The 12,574-nt window shown below is 52.1% G+C and carries 12 protein-coding genes and 1 tRNA gene; 3 read left to right on the forward strand and 10 right to left on the reverse strand.

Annotated features, from left to right (window positions below):
* Window positions 1-37: 37 nt before the first annotated feature.
* The 6 genes from AMM48_RS02135 to ccsA all read right to left on the reverse strand — a co-directional run bounded on the left by AMM48_RS02135 (window position 38) and on the right by ccsA (window position 8,395).
* Window positions 38-1,411 carry a sigma-54 dependent transcriptional regulator gene (locus AMM48_RS02135; protein ID WP_101300509.1) on the reverse strand — a complete coding sequence of 458 codons (1,374 nt, stop codon included), beginning with the start codon at window positions 1,409-1,411 and terminating at the stop codon, window positions 38-40.
* A 58-nt stretch (window positions 1,412-1,469) separates the two neighbouring features.
* On the reverse strand, window positions 1,470-3,734 hold the full coding sequence (locus AMM48_RS02140) for a PAS domain-containing sensor histidine kinase (protein WP_102782746.1): 2,265 nt from the start codon (window positions 3,732-3,734) through the stop codon (window positions 1,470-1,472).
* Window positions 3,731-5,179, reverse strand: a complete 1,449-nt coding sequence (gene ntrC / locus AMM48_RS02145; protein ID WP_102782747.1) for a nitrogen regulation protein NR(I) — start codon at window positions 5,177-5,179, stop codon at window positions 3,731-3,733. Before ntrC ends, AMM48_RS02140 begins: the two co-directional genes overlap by 4 nt.
* Window positions 5,176-6,321: an ATP-binding protein gene (locus AMM48_RS02150; RefSeq protein WP_022732256.1), complete on the reverse strand. Its 1,146-nt coding sequence runs from the start codon at window positions 6,319-6,321 to the stop codon at window positions 5,176-5,178. The genes ntrC and AMM48_RS02150 overlap by 4 nt, the downstream gene beginning before the upstream one ends.
* 49 nt (window positions 6,322-6,370) lie before the next feature.
* Window positions 6,371-7,381, reverse strand: coding sequence for a tRNA dihydrouridine synthase DusB (gene dusB / locus AMM48_RS02155; protein ID WP_102782748.1), 1,011 nt, complete (start codon window positions 7,379-7,381; stop codon window positions 6,371-6,373).
* A 204-nt stretch (window positions 7,382-7,585) separates the two neighbouring features.
* A complete protein-coding gene (gene ccsA / locus AMM48_RS02160) occupies window positions 7,586-8,395 on the reverse strand; it encodes a cytochrome c biogenesis protein CcsA (RefSeq protein WP_022732258.1) in 810 nt (269 codons plus the stop codon).
* Between the two features lie 123 nt (window positions 8,396-8,518).
* Here ccsA and AMM48_RS02165 point away from each other — a divergent pair, with 123 nt between their 5' ends.
* The gene (locus tag AMM48_RS02165; RefSeq protein ID WP_102782749.1) at window positions 8,519-9,727 is read left to right on the forward strand and encodes a bifunctional 2-C-methyl-D-erythritol 4-phosphate cytidylyltransferase/2-C-methyl-D-erythritol 2,4-cyclodiphosphate synthase; all 1,209 of its coding nucleotides are present in this window, start codon (window positions 8,519-8,521) and stop codon (window positions 9,725-9,727) included.
* A gap of 90 nt (window positions 9,728-9,817) precedes the next feature.
* Here AMM48_RS02165 and AMM48_RS02170 read toward each other — a convergent pair whose 3' ends face one another.
* A complete protein-coding gene (locus AMM48_RS02170) occupies window positions 9,818-10,381 on the reverse strand; it encodes a septation protein A (RefSeq protein WP_102782750.1) in 564 nt (187 codons plus the stop codon).
* A 63-nt stretch (window positions 10,382-10,444) separates the two neighbouring features.
* The gene (gene cutA / locus AMM48_RS02175; protein WP_102782751.1) at window positions 10,445-10,801 is read right to left on the reverse strand and encodes a divalent-cation tolerance protein CutA; all 357 of its coding nucleotides are present in this window, start codon (window positions 10,799-10,801) and stop codon (window positions 10,445-10,447) included.
* An 89-nt stretch (window positions 10,802-10,890) separates the two neighbouring features.
* On the opposite strand from cutA, the gene AMM48_RS02180 reads away from it, so the two are divergent.
* Window positions 10,891-11,142: a hypothetical protein gene (locus AMM48_RS02180; RefSeq protein WP_102782752.1), complete on the forward strand. Its 252-nt coding sequence runs from the start codon at window positions 10,891-10,893 to the stop codon at window positions 11,140-11,142.
* Between the two features lie 183 nt (window positions 11,143-11,325).
* The gene (locus AMM48_RS02185) at window positions 11,326-11,919 is read left to right on the forward strand and encodes a histidine phosphatase family protein (protein WP_244271091.1); all 594 of its coding nucleotides are present in this window, start codon (window positions 11,326-11,328) and stop codon (window positions 11,917-11,919) included.
* A 30-nt stretch (window positions 11,920-11,949) separates the two neighbouring features.
* Here the strand turns inward: AMM48_RS02185 and AMM48_RS02190 are convergent.
* Window positions 11,950-12,026: transfer RNA gene (locus tag AMM48_RS02190), tRNA-Pro, on the reverse strand.
* A 68-nt stretch (window positions 12,027-12,094) separates the two neighbouring features.
* A complete protein-coding gene (locus AMM48_RS02195; protein WP_102782754.1) occupies window positions 12,095-12,565 on the reverse strand; it encodes a MerR family transcriptional regulator in 471 nt (156 codons plus the stop codon).
* Window positions 12,566-12,574: the final 9 nt, after the last annotated feature.

Below are 12,574 nucleotides of genomic sequence, written 5' to 3' on the forward strand. Positions count from 1 at the left end.
CAGAGTTGTCCTAAGACTGATATCAATTGGCTGATAATCAGCCGCCAACACCTAGGCTTTTAAGCTTGCGATGCAATGCGGAACGCTCCATTCCGACAAAGGCCGCTGTTTTGGAAATGTTGCCCGCAAACCGGTCGATCTGTGTCTGCAGATATTCTTTTTCAAACATCTCGCGTGCTTCGCGCAGCGGCAATGCCATGATTTCACTGGTCTTGTCAAAACTTAGCGATGTCGGCATGTCCGAAAACAGTTCAGACGGCAGCATCTTGCCCGTGATGATATCGGTTGTATTGTCGTCCGGCGCCATGATCATCAAACGTTCAATGACGTTGCGAAGCTGGCGAACATTCCCCGGCCAGTCATATGCGTGAAGGGTCGCCATGGCTTCTGGCGACAGTTTACGTTGCGGAAGGCCAGTGGCCTCTGCATAGCGTACCAGAAACCGTTCGGCGAGTTCGGGGATATCATCGCGACGTTGCTGAAGTGATGGCACCTCAAGCGGAACCACGTTCAAGCGGTAATAAAGATCCTGACGGAATGTTTGCTCGGCAATCCGGGCTTCAAGATCACGCGCGGTTGTCGCAATCACACGGACATCGACACTTACCGGAAGCGCACCACCGACACGTTCAAACGTCTGGTCTTGTAAAACACGGACAATTTTCCCTTGCGTTTCCAAGGGCATATCAGCCACTTCATCAAGCAAAAGCGTGCCGCCATGCGCCAGTTCAAGCACACCGGTGCGCGCATCGCGATCTGAGGATGCCTCCGCACCAAACAGGGATTCTTCCATGGTTTCAGGCGAAATATTTGCACAGTTCAATACAACAAACGGGGCTTCTGACCGTGCTGATTTTTTATGGATAAGCCGCGCAATGACTTCCTTGCCCGACCCTGCTGGTCCATTGATCAGGACGCGACTGCCCGTTCTGGCAACACGTTCGGCCGCCTGACGTAAGTTATTAACCGCAGAAGACTTGCCAATCAGTTCGTTATCACCGCCAGCCTTAAGGGTGAGTTCACGGTTTTCACGACGCAGGCGCGCATCATCAATGGCGCGTTCGACAACCAGCAACAGACGATCCGTATTAAACGGCTTCTCAATGAAGTCATAGGCACCGCTACGCGATGCTTCGAGAGCTGTTTCAATGTTGCCGTGGCCTGAAATCATCACAACAGGAACTTCGCTGTGTTCACGTTTGATCAGCTTAAGCGTCTCAATACCATCGTGGTCGCTTTGATCCATCCAGATATCGAGCACAACCAGACTGGGGCGGCGCGCAGAAACCTGCGACAGCGCTTCCTGACTCGAACCCGCTTGTCGTGTGGTATAGCCCTCGTCTTCCAAAATACCGGAAATAAGTGCCCGGATATCTTGTTCATCATCGACAATCAGAATGTCGTGCGCCATATCGTGACCAAATCAATTTTCTGTTTTCATTGTAAGGCAGGCAATTGGATCAACTGCCTTAGGAATGTGTGTCGTCCGCTGGATCGTCCGTTGCAAGATCAACAACCAGCGGGAAGGAAAGCGTAACCGTTGCCCCCGCTTCAACACCGTCAGACAGTATCAGTTCTCCACCATGATCTTCCATGATTTTCTTGACGATCGCCAATCCAAGTCCGGTTCCCTTAGCACGGGTCGTAACATACGGTTCGGTGAGACGTTCACGATGTTCAACCGGAAGCCCACGGCCATTATCGGAAACCGCAACAAACACGCGTTTTGTTTCATCCGATTGCGTGATCGATACTTCGATCCGCCCCGGTGGCAAGTCACCGGGATCTCCATCGCGACCATCAATTGCCTCAGCCGCATTCTTCAGCGTATTTGTCAGACATTGATTAACCTGACGCGAATCACATGAGATTTTCAGATCGCGAAACGCATTTGAATCAAAGTCATACGTAATCTTTGTATGCGCCTGTTTTTGAAGAAAAATAGCGCTCTTAACAAGATCGGTTATTTTCTCTGAACGCATTTTGGGGGATGGCATCCGGGCGAAGCTTGAAAACTCGTCAACCATACGACCGATGTCTGATACCTGACGAATGATCGTGTCGGTACAGGTTTGGAACACTTCCTTGTCGTCGCCAATCTGCTTGAGATAACGCCGCTTAAGCCGTTCAGCAGAAAGCTGGATCGGGGTAAGCGGGTTTTTGATCTCATGGGCGATACGGCGTGCAACATCGGCCCAGGCAGCCATCCGCTGGGCAGTTTGCAACTCAGTGACATCATCGAATGTGACGACGTAACCGAAAACAGCACCATCGTCCGCCCATTCTGCGGTAACACGTGCCAGAAGAGTCAAATTGACGCCATTTCGGCGAATTTCGATCTGGCGCGGCTTGCTGCGGTCTCCATCACGGGTCAGATCGCCAAATAGCGGCGCAAACTCGGGGATAACAGTGCTTAGTTTCTGACCGAGATAATCTTCGAGGTCCACGCCCAGCAAATCGGATGCACTGCGGTTCGGCAGCTCGATATTGCTTTCAGGGTCCAGGCCAATTACACCCGCAGTTACCCCGCCAAGGATCGCTTCGGTAAAGCGTCGTCGCTCATCATTGAGCCGGTTTGCCGCGACCAACTCATTGCGTTGCGTATCAAGCTGTGCGGTCATTCGGTTAAAGGCACGCGACAACGCTTCAAGTTCGTCACCCTGCCCGTCCAGCGGTACACGGTACGTCAGATCACCATCGCGCACGCGCTCAGCAGCAATGATCAACTGGGACACCGGCTGCACCAATCGCGTCGCAACCATAAGACCAAGGGTCACCGCGGCCAGCAACAACACAACCGAAATCAACACAAAGATCATCACAAAGGTGATGACAATCCCTGATCGTTCACCTTCGAGACTTTCATAGGCATCAACAGCGCGACGTGCCTTGTCAATGCGGTCCAGAACGTTGGGATCAACAAACCGGCCGACCAGCAAATATGCATCAACGAAACTTGGGATTTTTGCCAACGCCCGGATCCGGTTATCAGACGACCCGATCATCAGGACTACATCCTTGATCCGTGCGTCGTCAAAAACTTCCGGCGGGATATTCTTTAGTTCAAAATCATTCGAAAAACTGTAATCCGACTGAGCAATAATCTGCCCAGAACCATCAATCATCAAGACTTCCGGCAACCCACGCGCCAGCGCCTGATCGGTTAGAATGTCGGAAATTCGATCCGCATTGGTCGAGAAATTCACGCCAAACCGTTGAAGATCGTTGGTCGTCGCCAGGACGTCTGCACGGATCAATTCCTGATGCTCTTTAAGGTACGCATCAGCAATCACCATGCTTTCTTCGACCGCCGTTCTGATCCGGTCACTGAACCAGCCCTGAATCCCGAAATGCAGGAACAAGGCCGAAAAGACAGCCACCACAATCGCCGGCGTCACCGCCACCAACGAAAACATCAGAACCATACGGGTGTGAAGCTTTGCGCCCGCGACACCACGCCGACGTTCGACCCAAATCTGCACCAGTTTCCGGGCCACCAGTGTTGCTAGCAGCAAAACCAGAACCAGATCGGCATTTAACAGCAACAGGATCAAACGCGGATCGGGCTGGAATGGCGCCGTCCCCGTCATCGCAAGATAGGTTGCAGTTACCGATATGAGTGCAGCTGCGACCAAGCCAAACGCAAACCTGCGCGACTGGCCCAACCGCCCCAGAAACCGTACAAAGCCCGACCGCAAAAACCGGTTGGAGATCGAACGGTCGGTATTATTCATTTCGTGCCTCTGACGACTTCCAGCCCAAGATCACGAATTTTCTTACGCAGGGTATTACGGTTCAACCCAAGAACTTCGGCCGCCTTGACCTGATTTCCCCGGGTCGCTTCAAGGGTGATATTCAAAAGTGGGCGTTCCATTTCGCGCAAGATGCGATCATACAGCCCGGCAGACGGCAAGTCTTCATCATGGGCATCAAAATACTCACGGACATGGCGTTCGATCGATTCCGACAGTGACTGTGGCTCGGCACTTGGTGCCGCGTCATTGATGCTGTTTTCTGAGAACTCGGTCTCGATCACATCAACGCCGATCACGTCATGCGAGTAAAGAGCGGTAAGACGGCGAACCATGTTTTCCAGTTCACGAATATTACCCGGCCACCGATGCGCCTTAAGCCTTGCCATCGCATCTGATGACAGTGTTTTACGCGGAAGTCCCTCTTCGCTGGCTTGCATCAGGAAGTGATTAACCAATTCCGGGATATCTTCCAGACGTTCGCGCAAAGACGGCAGACGGATCGGCACAACGTTCAAGCGATAGAACAAATCTTCGCGGAAGGTCCCTTCGCGGATCAATTTGCGCAAATCACGGTGGGTTGCCGCGACAATGCGCACGTTAACCCGGATCGGCGTACGACCACCCACACGGGTATATTCGCCTTCCTGCAAAACACGCAAAAGCCGGGTCTGTGCTTCGAGCGGCATGTCGCCGATTTCATCAAGGAATAATGTCCCACCCTCGGCCTGTTCAAATCGACCAACCTTGCGTTCGTTGGCGCCAGTAAAGGCACCCTTTTCATGCCCAAACAGTTCGCTTTCGATCAATTCACGCGGAATGGCCGCCATGTTAATCGCAACAAACGGTCCATGACGGCGCCCGCCGTATTCATGCAACGCGCGTGCAACAAGTTCCTTCCCCGTCCCACTTTCACCGGTCACCATCACAGTTAGGTCGGTATTCATCAAGCGCGCCAGCGCACGATAAATTTCCTGCATTGCGGCTGAACGGCCGATCAACGGCAGTCGGTCATCGCCTTCTTCATCTGTGGCGGCACGTTTTTCGTCTTGCTGCGGTGTTTCGAGTGCCCGATCAACAATACTTATCAACTCATTGAGATCAAATGGTTTTGGAAGGTATTCAAACGCACCACGCTGGGCGGCTTTAACCGCAGTCATAAGCGTGTTTTGTGCGCTCATAACAATCACGCGCAGATCCGGGCGCAGTTTGCGAATACGCGGAACCATATCCAGCCCGTTTTCATCAGGCATCATCACATCCGTGATTACTAGATCGCCATCCCCATCGGCAATCCAGTCCCAAAGTGTGCGGCCATGGCCGGTGCTGCGGACTTCATGCCCCTGACGGGACAACGCCTGTGTCAGTACTGTACGGATCGCACGATCATCATCGGCTACAAGAATTCTTGCCGGGCGCGTGGTCATACGGTTTCACCCCTGTTCTTCATTGTTTCCCCCTCGTCGACATCTTCGGCCAGCGCACGGTTATATATCGGCAGCATGATCTGGAATTCAGCGCCGCCCCCCGGCACATCCTTGACCTCAATCACGCCGCCATGGTCATTAATAATTTTCGCCACCAGTGCAAGGCCAAGCCCCGTACCAGTTGGTTTTGTTGTCACAAATGGGTCAAACAGGCTTTCGCGCATATCTGGCGAAATCCCCGGACCATTGTCGCGGACCGACACGACAAGCGGCAAATGCACCCGCGCATCCGCACCTGCAACCGCAAGACGGACACCGTGTTGATAGCGGGTAGAAATGATGATCGTACCATCGTCGGCATCGACCGCCTCACCAGCATTTTTCAAAAGATTGAGAAACACCTGAATGAGCTGATCGCGGTTGCCAAACACCGGCGGCAAGGATGGATCATATACCTCTTCGAAAACCAGATGTTTACCAAAACCATTTTCAGCCAGGCGACGCACGTGCTCAAGAACCGTATGAATATTCACAGCCCCACGTTCGAGCGGTTTGTCAGAGAAAATCTCCATCCGGTCGACAAGGTCAACAATCCGGTCGGCTTCATCGCAAATCAGACGCGTCAAAACCCGGTCATCCTCATTGCTTGTCTGTTCAAGCAGTTGTGCTGCACCACGAATACCCGAAAGCGGGTTTTTGATTTCGTGGGCAAGGATGGCCGCCATGGCACTGACAGAGCGGGCAGAATTTCGGCTCAGCAGCTGATTGTCAATTTTTTGCGCGATAGAGCGCGGTTCAAATGTCAGAACAGCACAGTCACTTTCATCTGGCATCGAACCGACAGTCAGATTGACTGTGTGCTTACCGATTTTCGGGCTTTCGATCATCAGGTTGTGGTCTGCAACCAAAGTTGCGCCATCAATTGCCTGCCTGATCAAAGAAAAAACCGGGCTATCACCGGGGATATAGTCCGTCAGATTAGTGCGGCACAGAACACTTGCACTGGTGTTAAACAGCTGTTCCGTCGCCTGATTGACAAAACGGATATTACCATCTCGGTTGGCAACGACGACGGCACTCGCAATGGCGTTCAATACGCCCGTCGGGTCAACCCCGTTGCCTTTTCCAAATCCCAGTCTCATTCAATTCTTCCCCAACGATTTTCATCGTCATTTTATTGTTATAATACGATCAGGCTGCTTGCCGATCGAGTTTGATTTCGTTTTCTACCAGCGGTTCGTAAAAAGCGCGGATTTGATCTTTCACCTTATCTGGATCATCCAATACATTGACAACACGCCGAAATTCCGTCGCGTTGCGAAGGCTATTGCAATACCAGGCCAGATGTTTGCGCGCGATCCGGACACCCTGACGACCATGATGGGCAATCATCGCGTCATAGTGACGCAGGATGGTTTCAAGCTGGACTGCCAGTGATGGTGCAGCCAGCTTCTCGCCGGTTTTCAAATAATGTGAAACTTGTTCAAGGAACCAAGGCCGCCCCTGCGCACCGCGCCCAATCATAACACCATCGGCCCCTGAGCGTTTCAAAAGTTCAGCAGCGTCTTCTTCGCTGTTAACGTCCCCATTGCCGATAACAGGAATGGAAACTGTATCCTTGACCAGCGAAATAGCGTCCCAATCCGCTTCGCCTTTGTAAAACTGGCACCGAGTACGACCATGAATGGTCAGCATCGCAATACCGAGGTCTTCGGCAATTTTGGCAAGAGCCGGTGCATTCCGGCAATCATCGTCCCAGCCCAACCGCATTTTAAGCGTCACTGGAACAGACACCGCATCCACGGTGGCCTTGATGATATCAGCTGCAAGGCATTCATCGCGCATCAAGGCCGAACCCGCGTATCCCTTGGTCACTTTCTTTGCCGGGCAGCCCATGTTGATATCAATGATCATGGCACCGCGTGCTTCATTCATCTTGGCGGCTTGCGCCATTTCTTCGGGCTCTGTCCCGGCCAGTTGAACGGAAAGCGGGCTTTCGGCTGCACAATCTCCATGCATCTTGCGCACTTCCTTATCGTGGCGCTGGATGCGAATCATGGCGTCTGACGCAATCATTTCAGACACAACAAGGTGACCGCCAAACTGGCGGACCTGCTGTCGAAATGGAAGGTCAGTCACACCTGACATGGGTGCCAGAATGACATTCTCTGGCACGTGTACAGAACCAATCTGCAATGACATGAAGGAATTCCGATTGCCTAAAACTTGGGCAGATTAATAAAACTGGCCCCCAGTTGCAACAACTCTAAGCGTATCATCTGAAATAACGTTGTGCGAAAGCACGTAAACGATCAGGAATATACTGAAAACAGGGGATGTTTTAAGGGGTGTCGACTTAAGGCGAAGACATATCGCACCGCACACTGATCAGCAATTACGCACTGATCAGCCGACGATATAACCAGTAACAAACCGAACGCCCGGAAATGCCAGCGTCAGCAGCAACCAAGCCCCAAGAACAAAGCGCACAGCCATTCTACCGCGCAAGGTAGACTTTTCATGGATAAAGATAAGCGTGCAGATGGTGGCAAAACCCAGAAGTGTCAAAAGCATTTTATGGTCAATCGACCAAATGGGGCTGCCTTCGACATAACGAAGCGCAAAGCCCGATACAATGCCGATCACCAACACCCATGCCGACCATTTCAAAAAGCCAACCAACATGTATTCACTATCGCGAAGCGGTGGCAAGCGACGGCTCCATCGTGTCGGCTTTCGATGTTTGAGAGCATGTTCCTGCACAACATAGGCCATTGCCGCAATCGCTGCCAAGGTCACAAGGGCATAGGTTACAAGCGAGCTGCCGATATGCGCCCACAGCCAGCCAGAATATAAAGCCGGACCGTGAACAGTTGCCGGCTCATGGCGATACAACAACACACTGAAAACAGCCGCCAACACCGCAAACAGCAACAAATACCCGCCGATATAGCCCGCCAGTCGCCAAACCTGTTGCGGCCCCTTGCAAATCACCAATCCGCCGAATATCACAATAACGGTAAGCTCGGACCAGTGCAGGGCTGCGGCAAATCCGCGTGACTGCACTTCTTCACCGGTCACGCCAAGCAAAACCATTGTCCCGATCGCGGCCAGGAAAATCGATCCATACAGCCATATGTCGCGACGCGGCTCCTGACGCAAAATCTGCGCGGTCAGCGGTAACAACGCCAAGATATGAATGTATGCAGCCAGCATAGGAAGGTCCGTTGATCCGTTTGTCTTGATCGAAAGATCTCGATAGGCAAAATGCCGACTTGGCAAATTCTCCGCATAAAGATAGCCTGCGGCGCAATTCAGACAAGCGACGGCACAATATTTATGACCCAAAAAATCGGGGTTGTCATCGTTGCTGCGGGCAGCGGTAGCAGATTTGGTGACCCATTACCAAAACAATATCACCAACTTGGCGGCAAAAGCCTGCTGGCTCACTGCGTTGATTGCTTTGTCGGTCATACATCCGCAGACCTTATTCAAATCGTATATAATCCAATCCATCAGGATTGGTACGAGGATGCGATGTCCGAAGTTGCCTGCAAGGCCGATATCCCAATACCGGTTAACGGTGGCCAAACCCGCCAGCAATCCGTTTTAAATGGTTTGCGGGCACTGGCGGGCAAATCGCCTGATGTTGTTTTGATCCATGACGCCGCCCGGCCGGGAGTTTCCGATGCGGTTATTTCGCGGGTTCTTCATGCCCTTGAAACCCATGCCGGGGCCATACCCACCCTGCCCGTCGCGGATACGATCAAGCAAACAGATGAAAACAACATCATTTTGCGCACCATTTCGCGCGATAGCCTTCGCCGTGCCCAGACCCCGCAAGGGTTTATCTTCAAGACCATTTTGGATGCCCATTCGCAGTTCGAGGGTCAAGAACAGACCGATGACGCGTCCCTTCTCGAGCAACTTGGTCTGGACGTGGTCTGCGTCGAAGGTGCAACTGCGAATGACAAGATCACCCTGCGCGATGATTTTGGCCGGGCACAAAACTGGATCGCCCCCACTGAAATGAAAAAAATGGAAGATACGGCAATGCCACAGGAAGAATACCGTGCGGGAACCGGCTTTGACGTGCATCGGTTTGCGCCGGGCGACCATTGTATCCTGTGTGGCGTTAAAGTGCCGCACACAGCCCGCCTTGAGGGGCATTCCGATGCCGATGTAGGACTACATACCTTAACCGATGCGATCCTTGGTGCGATTGGTGCGGGCGATATTGGCCAGCATTTCCCTCCTAGCGATATGAAATGGAAAGGTGCGGCGTCCGATATCTTTCTTAAGCATGCCGCAGACCTTGTCCGTCAACGCGGCGGCAGGATTGTGAATGTCGATCTGACGTTGATTTGCGAACGGCCTAAAATCGGACCGCATACAAGCGCGATGCGCCAGAAAGTCGCAGAAATCCTTGCGATTGATATCGACCGGGTCAATGTCAAAGCCACCACCACCGAAAAACTTGGCTTTACCGGTCGCGAAGAAGGCATCGCAGCACAGGCAGCGGCCAGCATCGCACTCCCGATCACATAATCATCCGGGTTCGCGCGTAGCACCTTTCGCTGAACAACAAAGGGGCAGGATTTATATCCTGCCCCTTTGTCTATTTTTATGTCCGGTCGATCAGGAAGCCGCTGGGCCGCCCTCTTCTTCTGGTAACTGATATTTCATCAGCACCGGCACTTGCGCCATGCCAAAGACCATGGTGAGCGGCATGATGCCCCAAACCTTGAACGCAACCCATGTGTCGGTCGAAAAGTTACGCCAGACCACTTCGTTGATCACCGCAAGAACAACGAAAAAGATCGCCCAGCGCCACGTCAGGATACGCCAACCTTCATCGGTTGCCTTGAACGCGCTTTCCAAAACCAGCTTGAGAAAAAGCTTTCCGGCCATCAGGCCACCAAACAGGATTGCTGCAAACAACAGGTTCACAATCGTCGGCTTGATTTTGATAAACAGATCGTCATCAAGATAAAGGGTCAATCCACCAAACACGATCACGAAAGCACCACCAATAAGCGGCATAATCGGGATGGTGCGCGCGATGATGTAAGATACGCTAAGGGCGACAACCGTAGCGGCAACGAACACAGCCGTTGCCGTCATCAGATTGGTTGTCGCATTGGCGGCAAAGAATAAAATCAAAGGCCCCATTTCAAGGGCCATTTTAGTAAACTGGTTCATTAAAAAACGTCACCTAATGGATTAAATTTGCGCCATCCTAGGGGGCAAATCGCTGCGATGCAATCACATCAACCGTGATCTTGATCCCATCTGCTTTTGCAACCAGTTGACATAGTCGTGGTTCCCCCGGCCAAGCGGTATTTCAAGAATACAAGGCACCTCATACGGGTGATTGTCTTCGATCCATTTTGCCAGTGCAGATGCGGATGATTTTGCAGTCTTAAGGATCACAATAAGTTCGCTTTCCTCTTCGACATCCCCATCCCATTCGTAAATAGCCGTCATTTGGGGCAACACGTTTGCGCATGCGGCCAATTTTTCGCCAATGGCACCGCCTGCAATCACACGCGCCGTGTCCATATCCGGAACGGTAACATATAAAAATGACATTTCGCTTGGCTGAAAGTGATCTGCTGTCATTGCGATTGCTCCAAAGTTGATTATCCGCCACACTGATGGCATCCAATGTTGAATATATCACTGATACCATAACGGTGCAGGGAGTACCGATGACGGGTAAAAAACATTCAAAACCAACCGACGTTCAGCTTGAATGGCTACGTCGGGGCCTGAGCCAACCGGGCGGAAAACTGCCACTGTTTGACAAAAATGGCAAACAGATCAGCGACAAGACAGTCCAAAGCTGCATTGATCATGGCTGGGCGGCCCCCTGGTTCGACAATCCGATCAAGCCCGATTGGCTGATCTGCAAACTGACCGACGAAGGTCGCCGTGTTTCTACGACTAATGCAAAGGCGTGACCCTTTGGCATAGGCCATAGGGCACTTTACAATGCGCAGGACGGCCTGCTTGCTGGCAAGTCGTTGTGCAAAACCTGTGATCTGACGATCCTGCTCACTTGCGACAACGCATACAAACTGATCCGTATGACAGATCATCGGGTATCAAGGAGACCTCCTTGTCACCGACGAAAGTGAAGTGTCATGCGATCCATCCTCATCACAGTAGTATCTGTCTGTGTTGCACTAACGCTCGGACGAATACCTGCCAATGCGCAATCATCCCCACAAGACTCATGGGAAATACTGGCCGAACCGGGCGTTCATGCCTTGATGCGCCATGCAATTGCGCCGGGAACCGGTGATCCCGCCGAATTTAAATTGGGCGATTGCAGCACCCAGCGTAATCTTGATGACACCGGAAAAAGTCAGGCACGCACCACAGGGGCACTTATCCGCGTGCAGGGCATTGCGATTGATATCGTGCTAAGCAGTCAGTGGTGTCGGTGCCTTGAAACCGCAGCACTGCTTGATCTGGGGGCCGTTCAGGAAGAACCAGCACTTAATTCGTTTTTCTCGGACCGTGGTCTGCAAAACCGCCAAACCAATCAGACGATTGAACGCCTTGGCAGTCTTCCGACCGGCATGAAGGCCTTAATGGTTACCCATCAGGTGAATATCACAGCACTGACCGGGATTTACCCACAGTCTGGCGAAATTATTCTGATCCGTGTCACGGATGATGGCGACATCACAACTGTCGGACGCCTGATACCTGACGCATTACAAGGCACCTGATGTGGGATTTATCTGTAAGGGGAAATAAATTGGTCGGAGCGAGAGGATTCGAACCTCCGACCCCCTGCACCCCATGCAGGTGCGCTACCAGGCTGCGCCACGCTCCGACCGTATGTTTGCGCTCTTTAGCGCGGCTCGATAAATAGCCGCGCGGCGCCAAAGACGCAAATGGTTTTTATGGATTTTTTTTGATGTCCCGCAAGCTGGCACGAAGGATGTCCTGCAGTTCCTGTAATTCACCAAGAACAGTCTCAACCGCAGCTTTATTCAAGCCGGTATTGCTTGAAACACTTGATGCAAAACCGCCAACAGAACCCTGATCAACATCACTGGCATTTACCGTGATTTCACCGGGAAGTTTGCCCTTGTTCTGATCAAGCAGCTTCTGGACACCTTTGATGGTGAAACCCTGATCATGCAACAGTGTTCGAATACTGGCGAGGAATTCGATATCCTCCGGACGATAATAGCGCCGCCCGCCAGCCCGTTTCATTGGCTGGATCTGAGGAAACTTGGATTCCCAAAACCGCAGCACATGCTGTTGAAGACCAAGTTCTTTTGCTGCCTCGCTAATTGTGCGAAAGGCAGAATCAGACTTTGCTGTCCGGCGGGATGGTCCCGCCGCAGCCCCCAAGTTCGTTTTCATGACTTCTTT

The sequence above is a fragment of the Thalassospira sp. GB04J01 genome (genome assembly GCF_000751115.1).
GTDB lineage: Bacteria > Pseudomonadota > Alphaproteobacteria > Rhodospirillales > Thalassospiraceae > Thalassospira > Thalassospira lucentensis.

Bases quoted from the DNA above. Each gene is read 5' to 3' on its own strand.
- AMM48_RS02135 (WP_101300509.1), bottom strand. From the start codon at position 1,411: ATGGCGCACGACATTCTGATTGTCGATGATGAACAAGATATCCGGGCA.
- AMM48_RS02140 (WP_102782746.1), bottom strand. From the start codon at position 3,734: ATGAATAATACCGACCGTTCGATCTCCAACCGGTTTTTGCGGTCGGGC.
- ntrC (WP_102782747.1), bottom strand. From the start codon at position 5,179: ATGACCACGCGCCCGGCAAGAATTCTTGTAGCCGATGATGATCGTGCG.
- AMM48_RS02150 (WP_022732256.1), bottom strand. From the start codon at position 6,321: ATGAGACTGGGATTTGGAAAAGGCAACGGGGTTGACCCGACGGGCGTA.
- dusB (WP_102782748.1), bottom strand. From the start codon at position 7,381: ATGTCATTGCAGATTGGTTCTGTACACGTGCCAGAGAATGTCATTCTG.
- ccsA (WP_022732258.1), bottom strand. From the start codon at position 8,395: ATGCTGGCTGCATACATTCATATCTTGGCGTTGTTACCGCTGACCGCG.
- AMM48_RS02165 (WP_102782749.1), top strand. From the start codon at position 8,519: ATGACCCAAAAAATCGGGGTTGTCATCGTTGCTGCGGGCAGCGGTAGC.
- AMM48_RS02170 (WP_102782750.1), bottom strand. From the start codon at position 10,381: ATGAACCAGTTTACTAAAATGGCCCTTGAAATGGGGCCTTTGATTTTA.
- cutA (WP_102782751.1), bottom strand. From the start codon at position 10,801: ATGACAGCAGATCACTTTCAGCCAAGCGAAATGTCATTTTTATATGTT.
- AMM48_RS02180 (WP_102782752.1), top strand. From the start codon at position 10,891: ATGACGGGTAAAAAACATTCAAAACCAACCGACGTTCAGCTTGAATGG.
- AMM48_RS02185 (WP_244271091.1), top strand. From the start codon at position 11,326: ATGCGATCCATCCTCATCACAGTAGTATCTGTCTGTGTTGCACTAACG.
- AMM48_RS02195 (WP_102782754.1), bottom strand. From the start codon at position 12,565: ATGAAAACGAACTTGGGGGCTGCGGCGGGACCATCCCGCCGGACAGCA.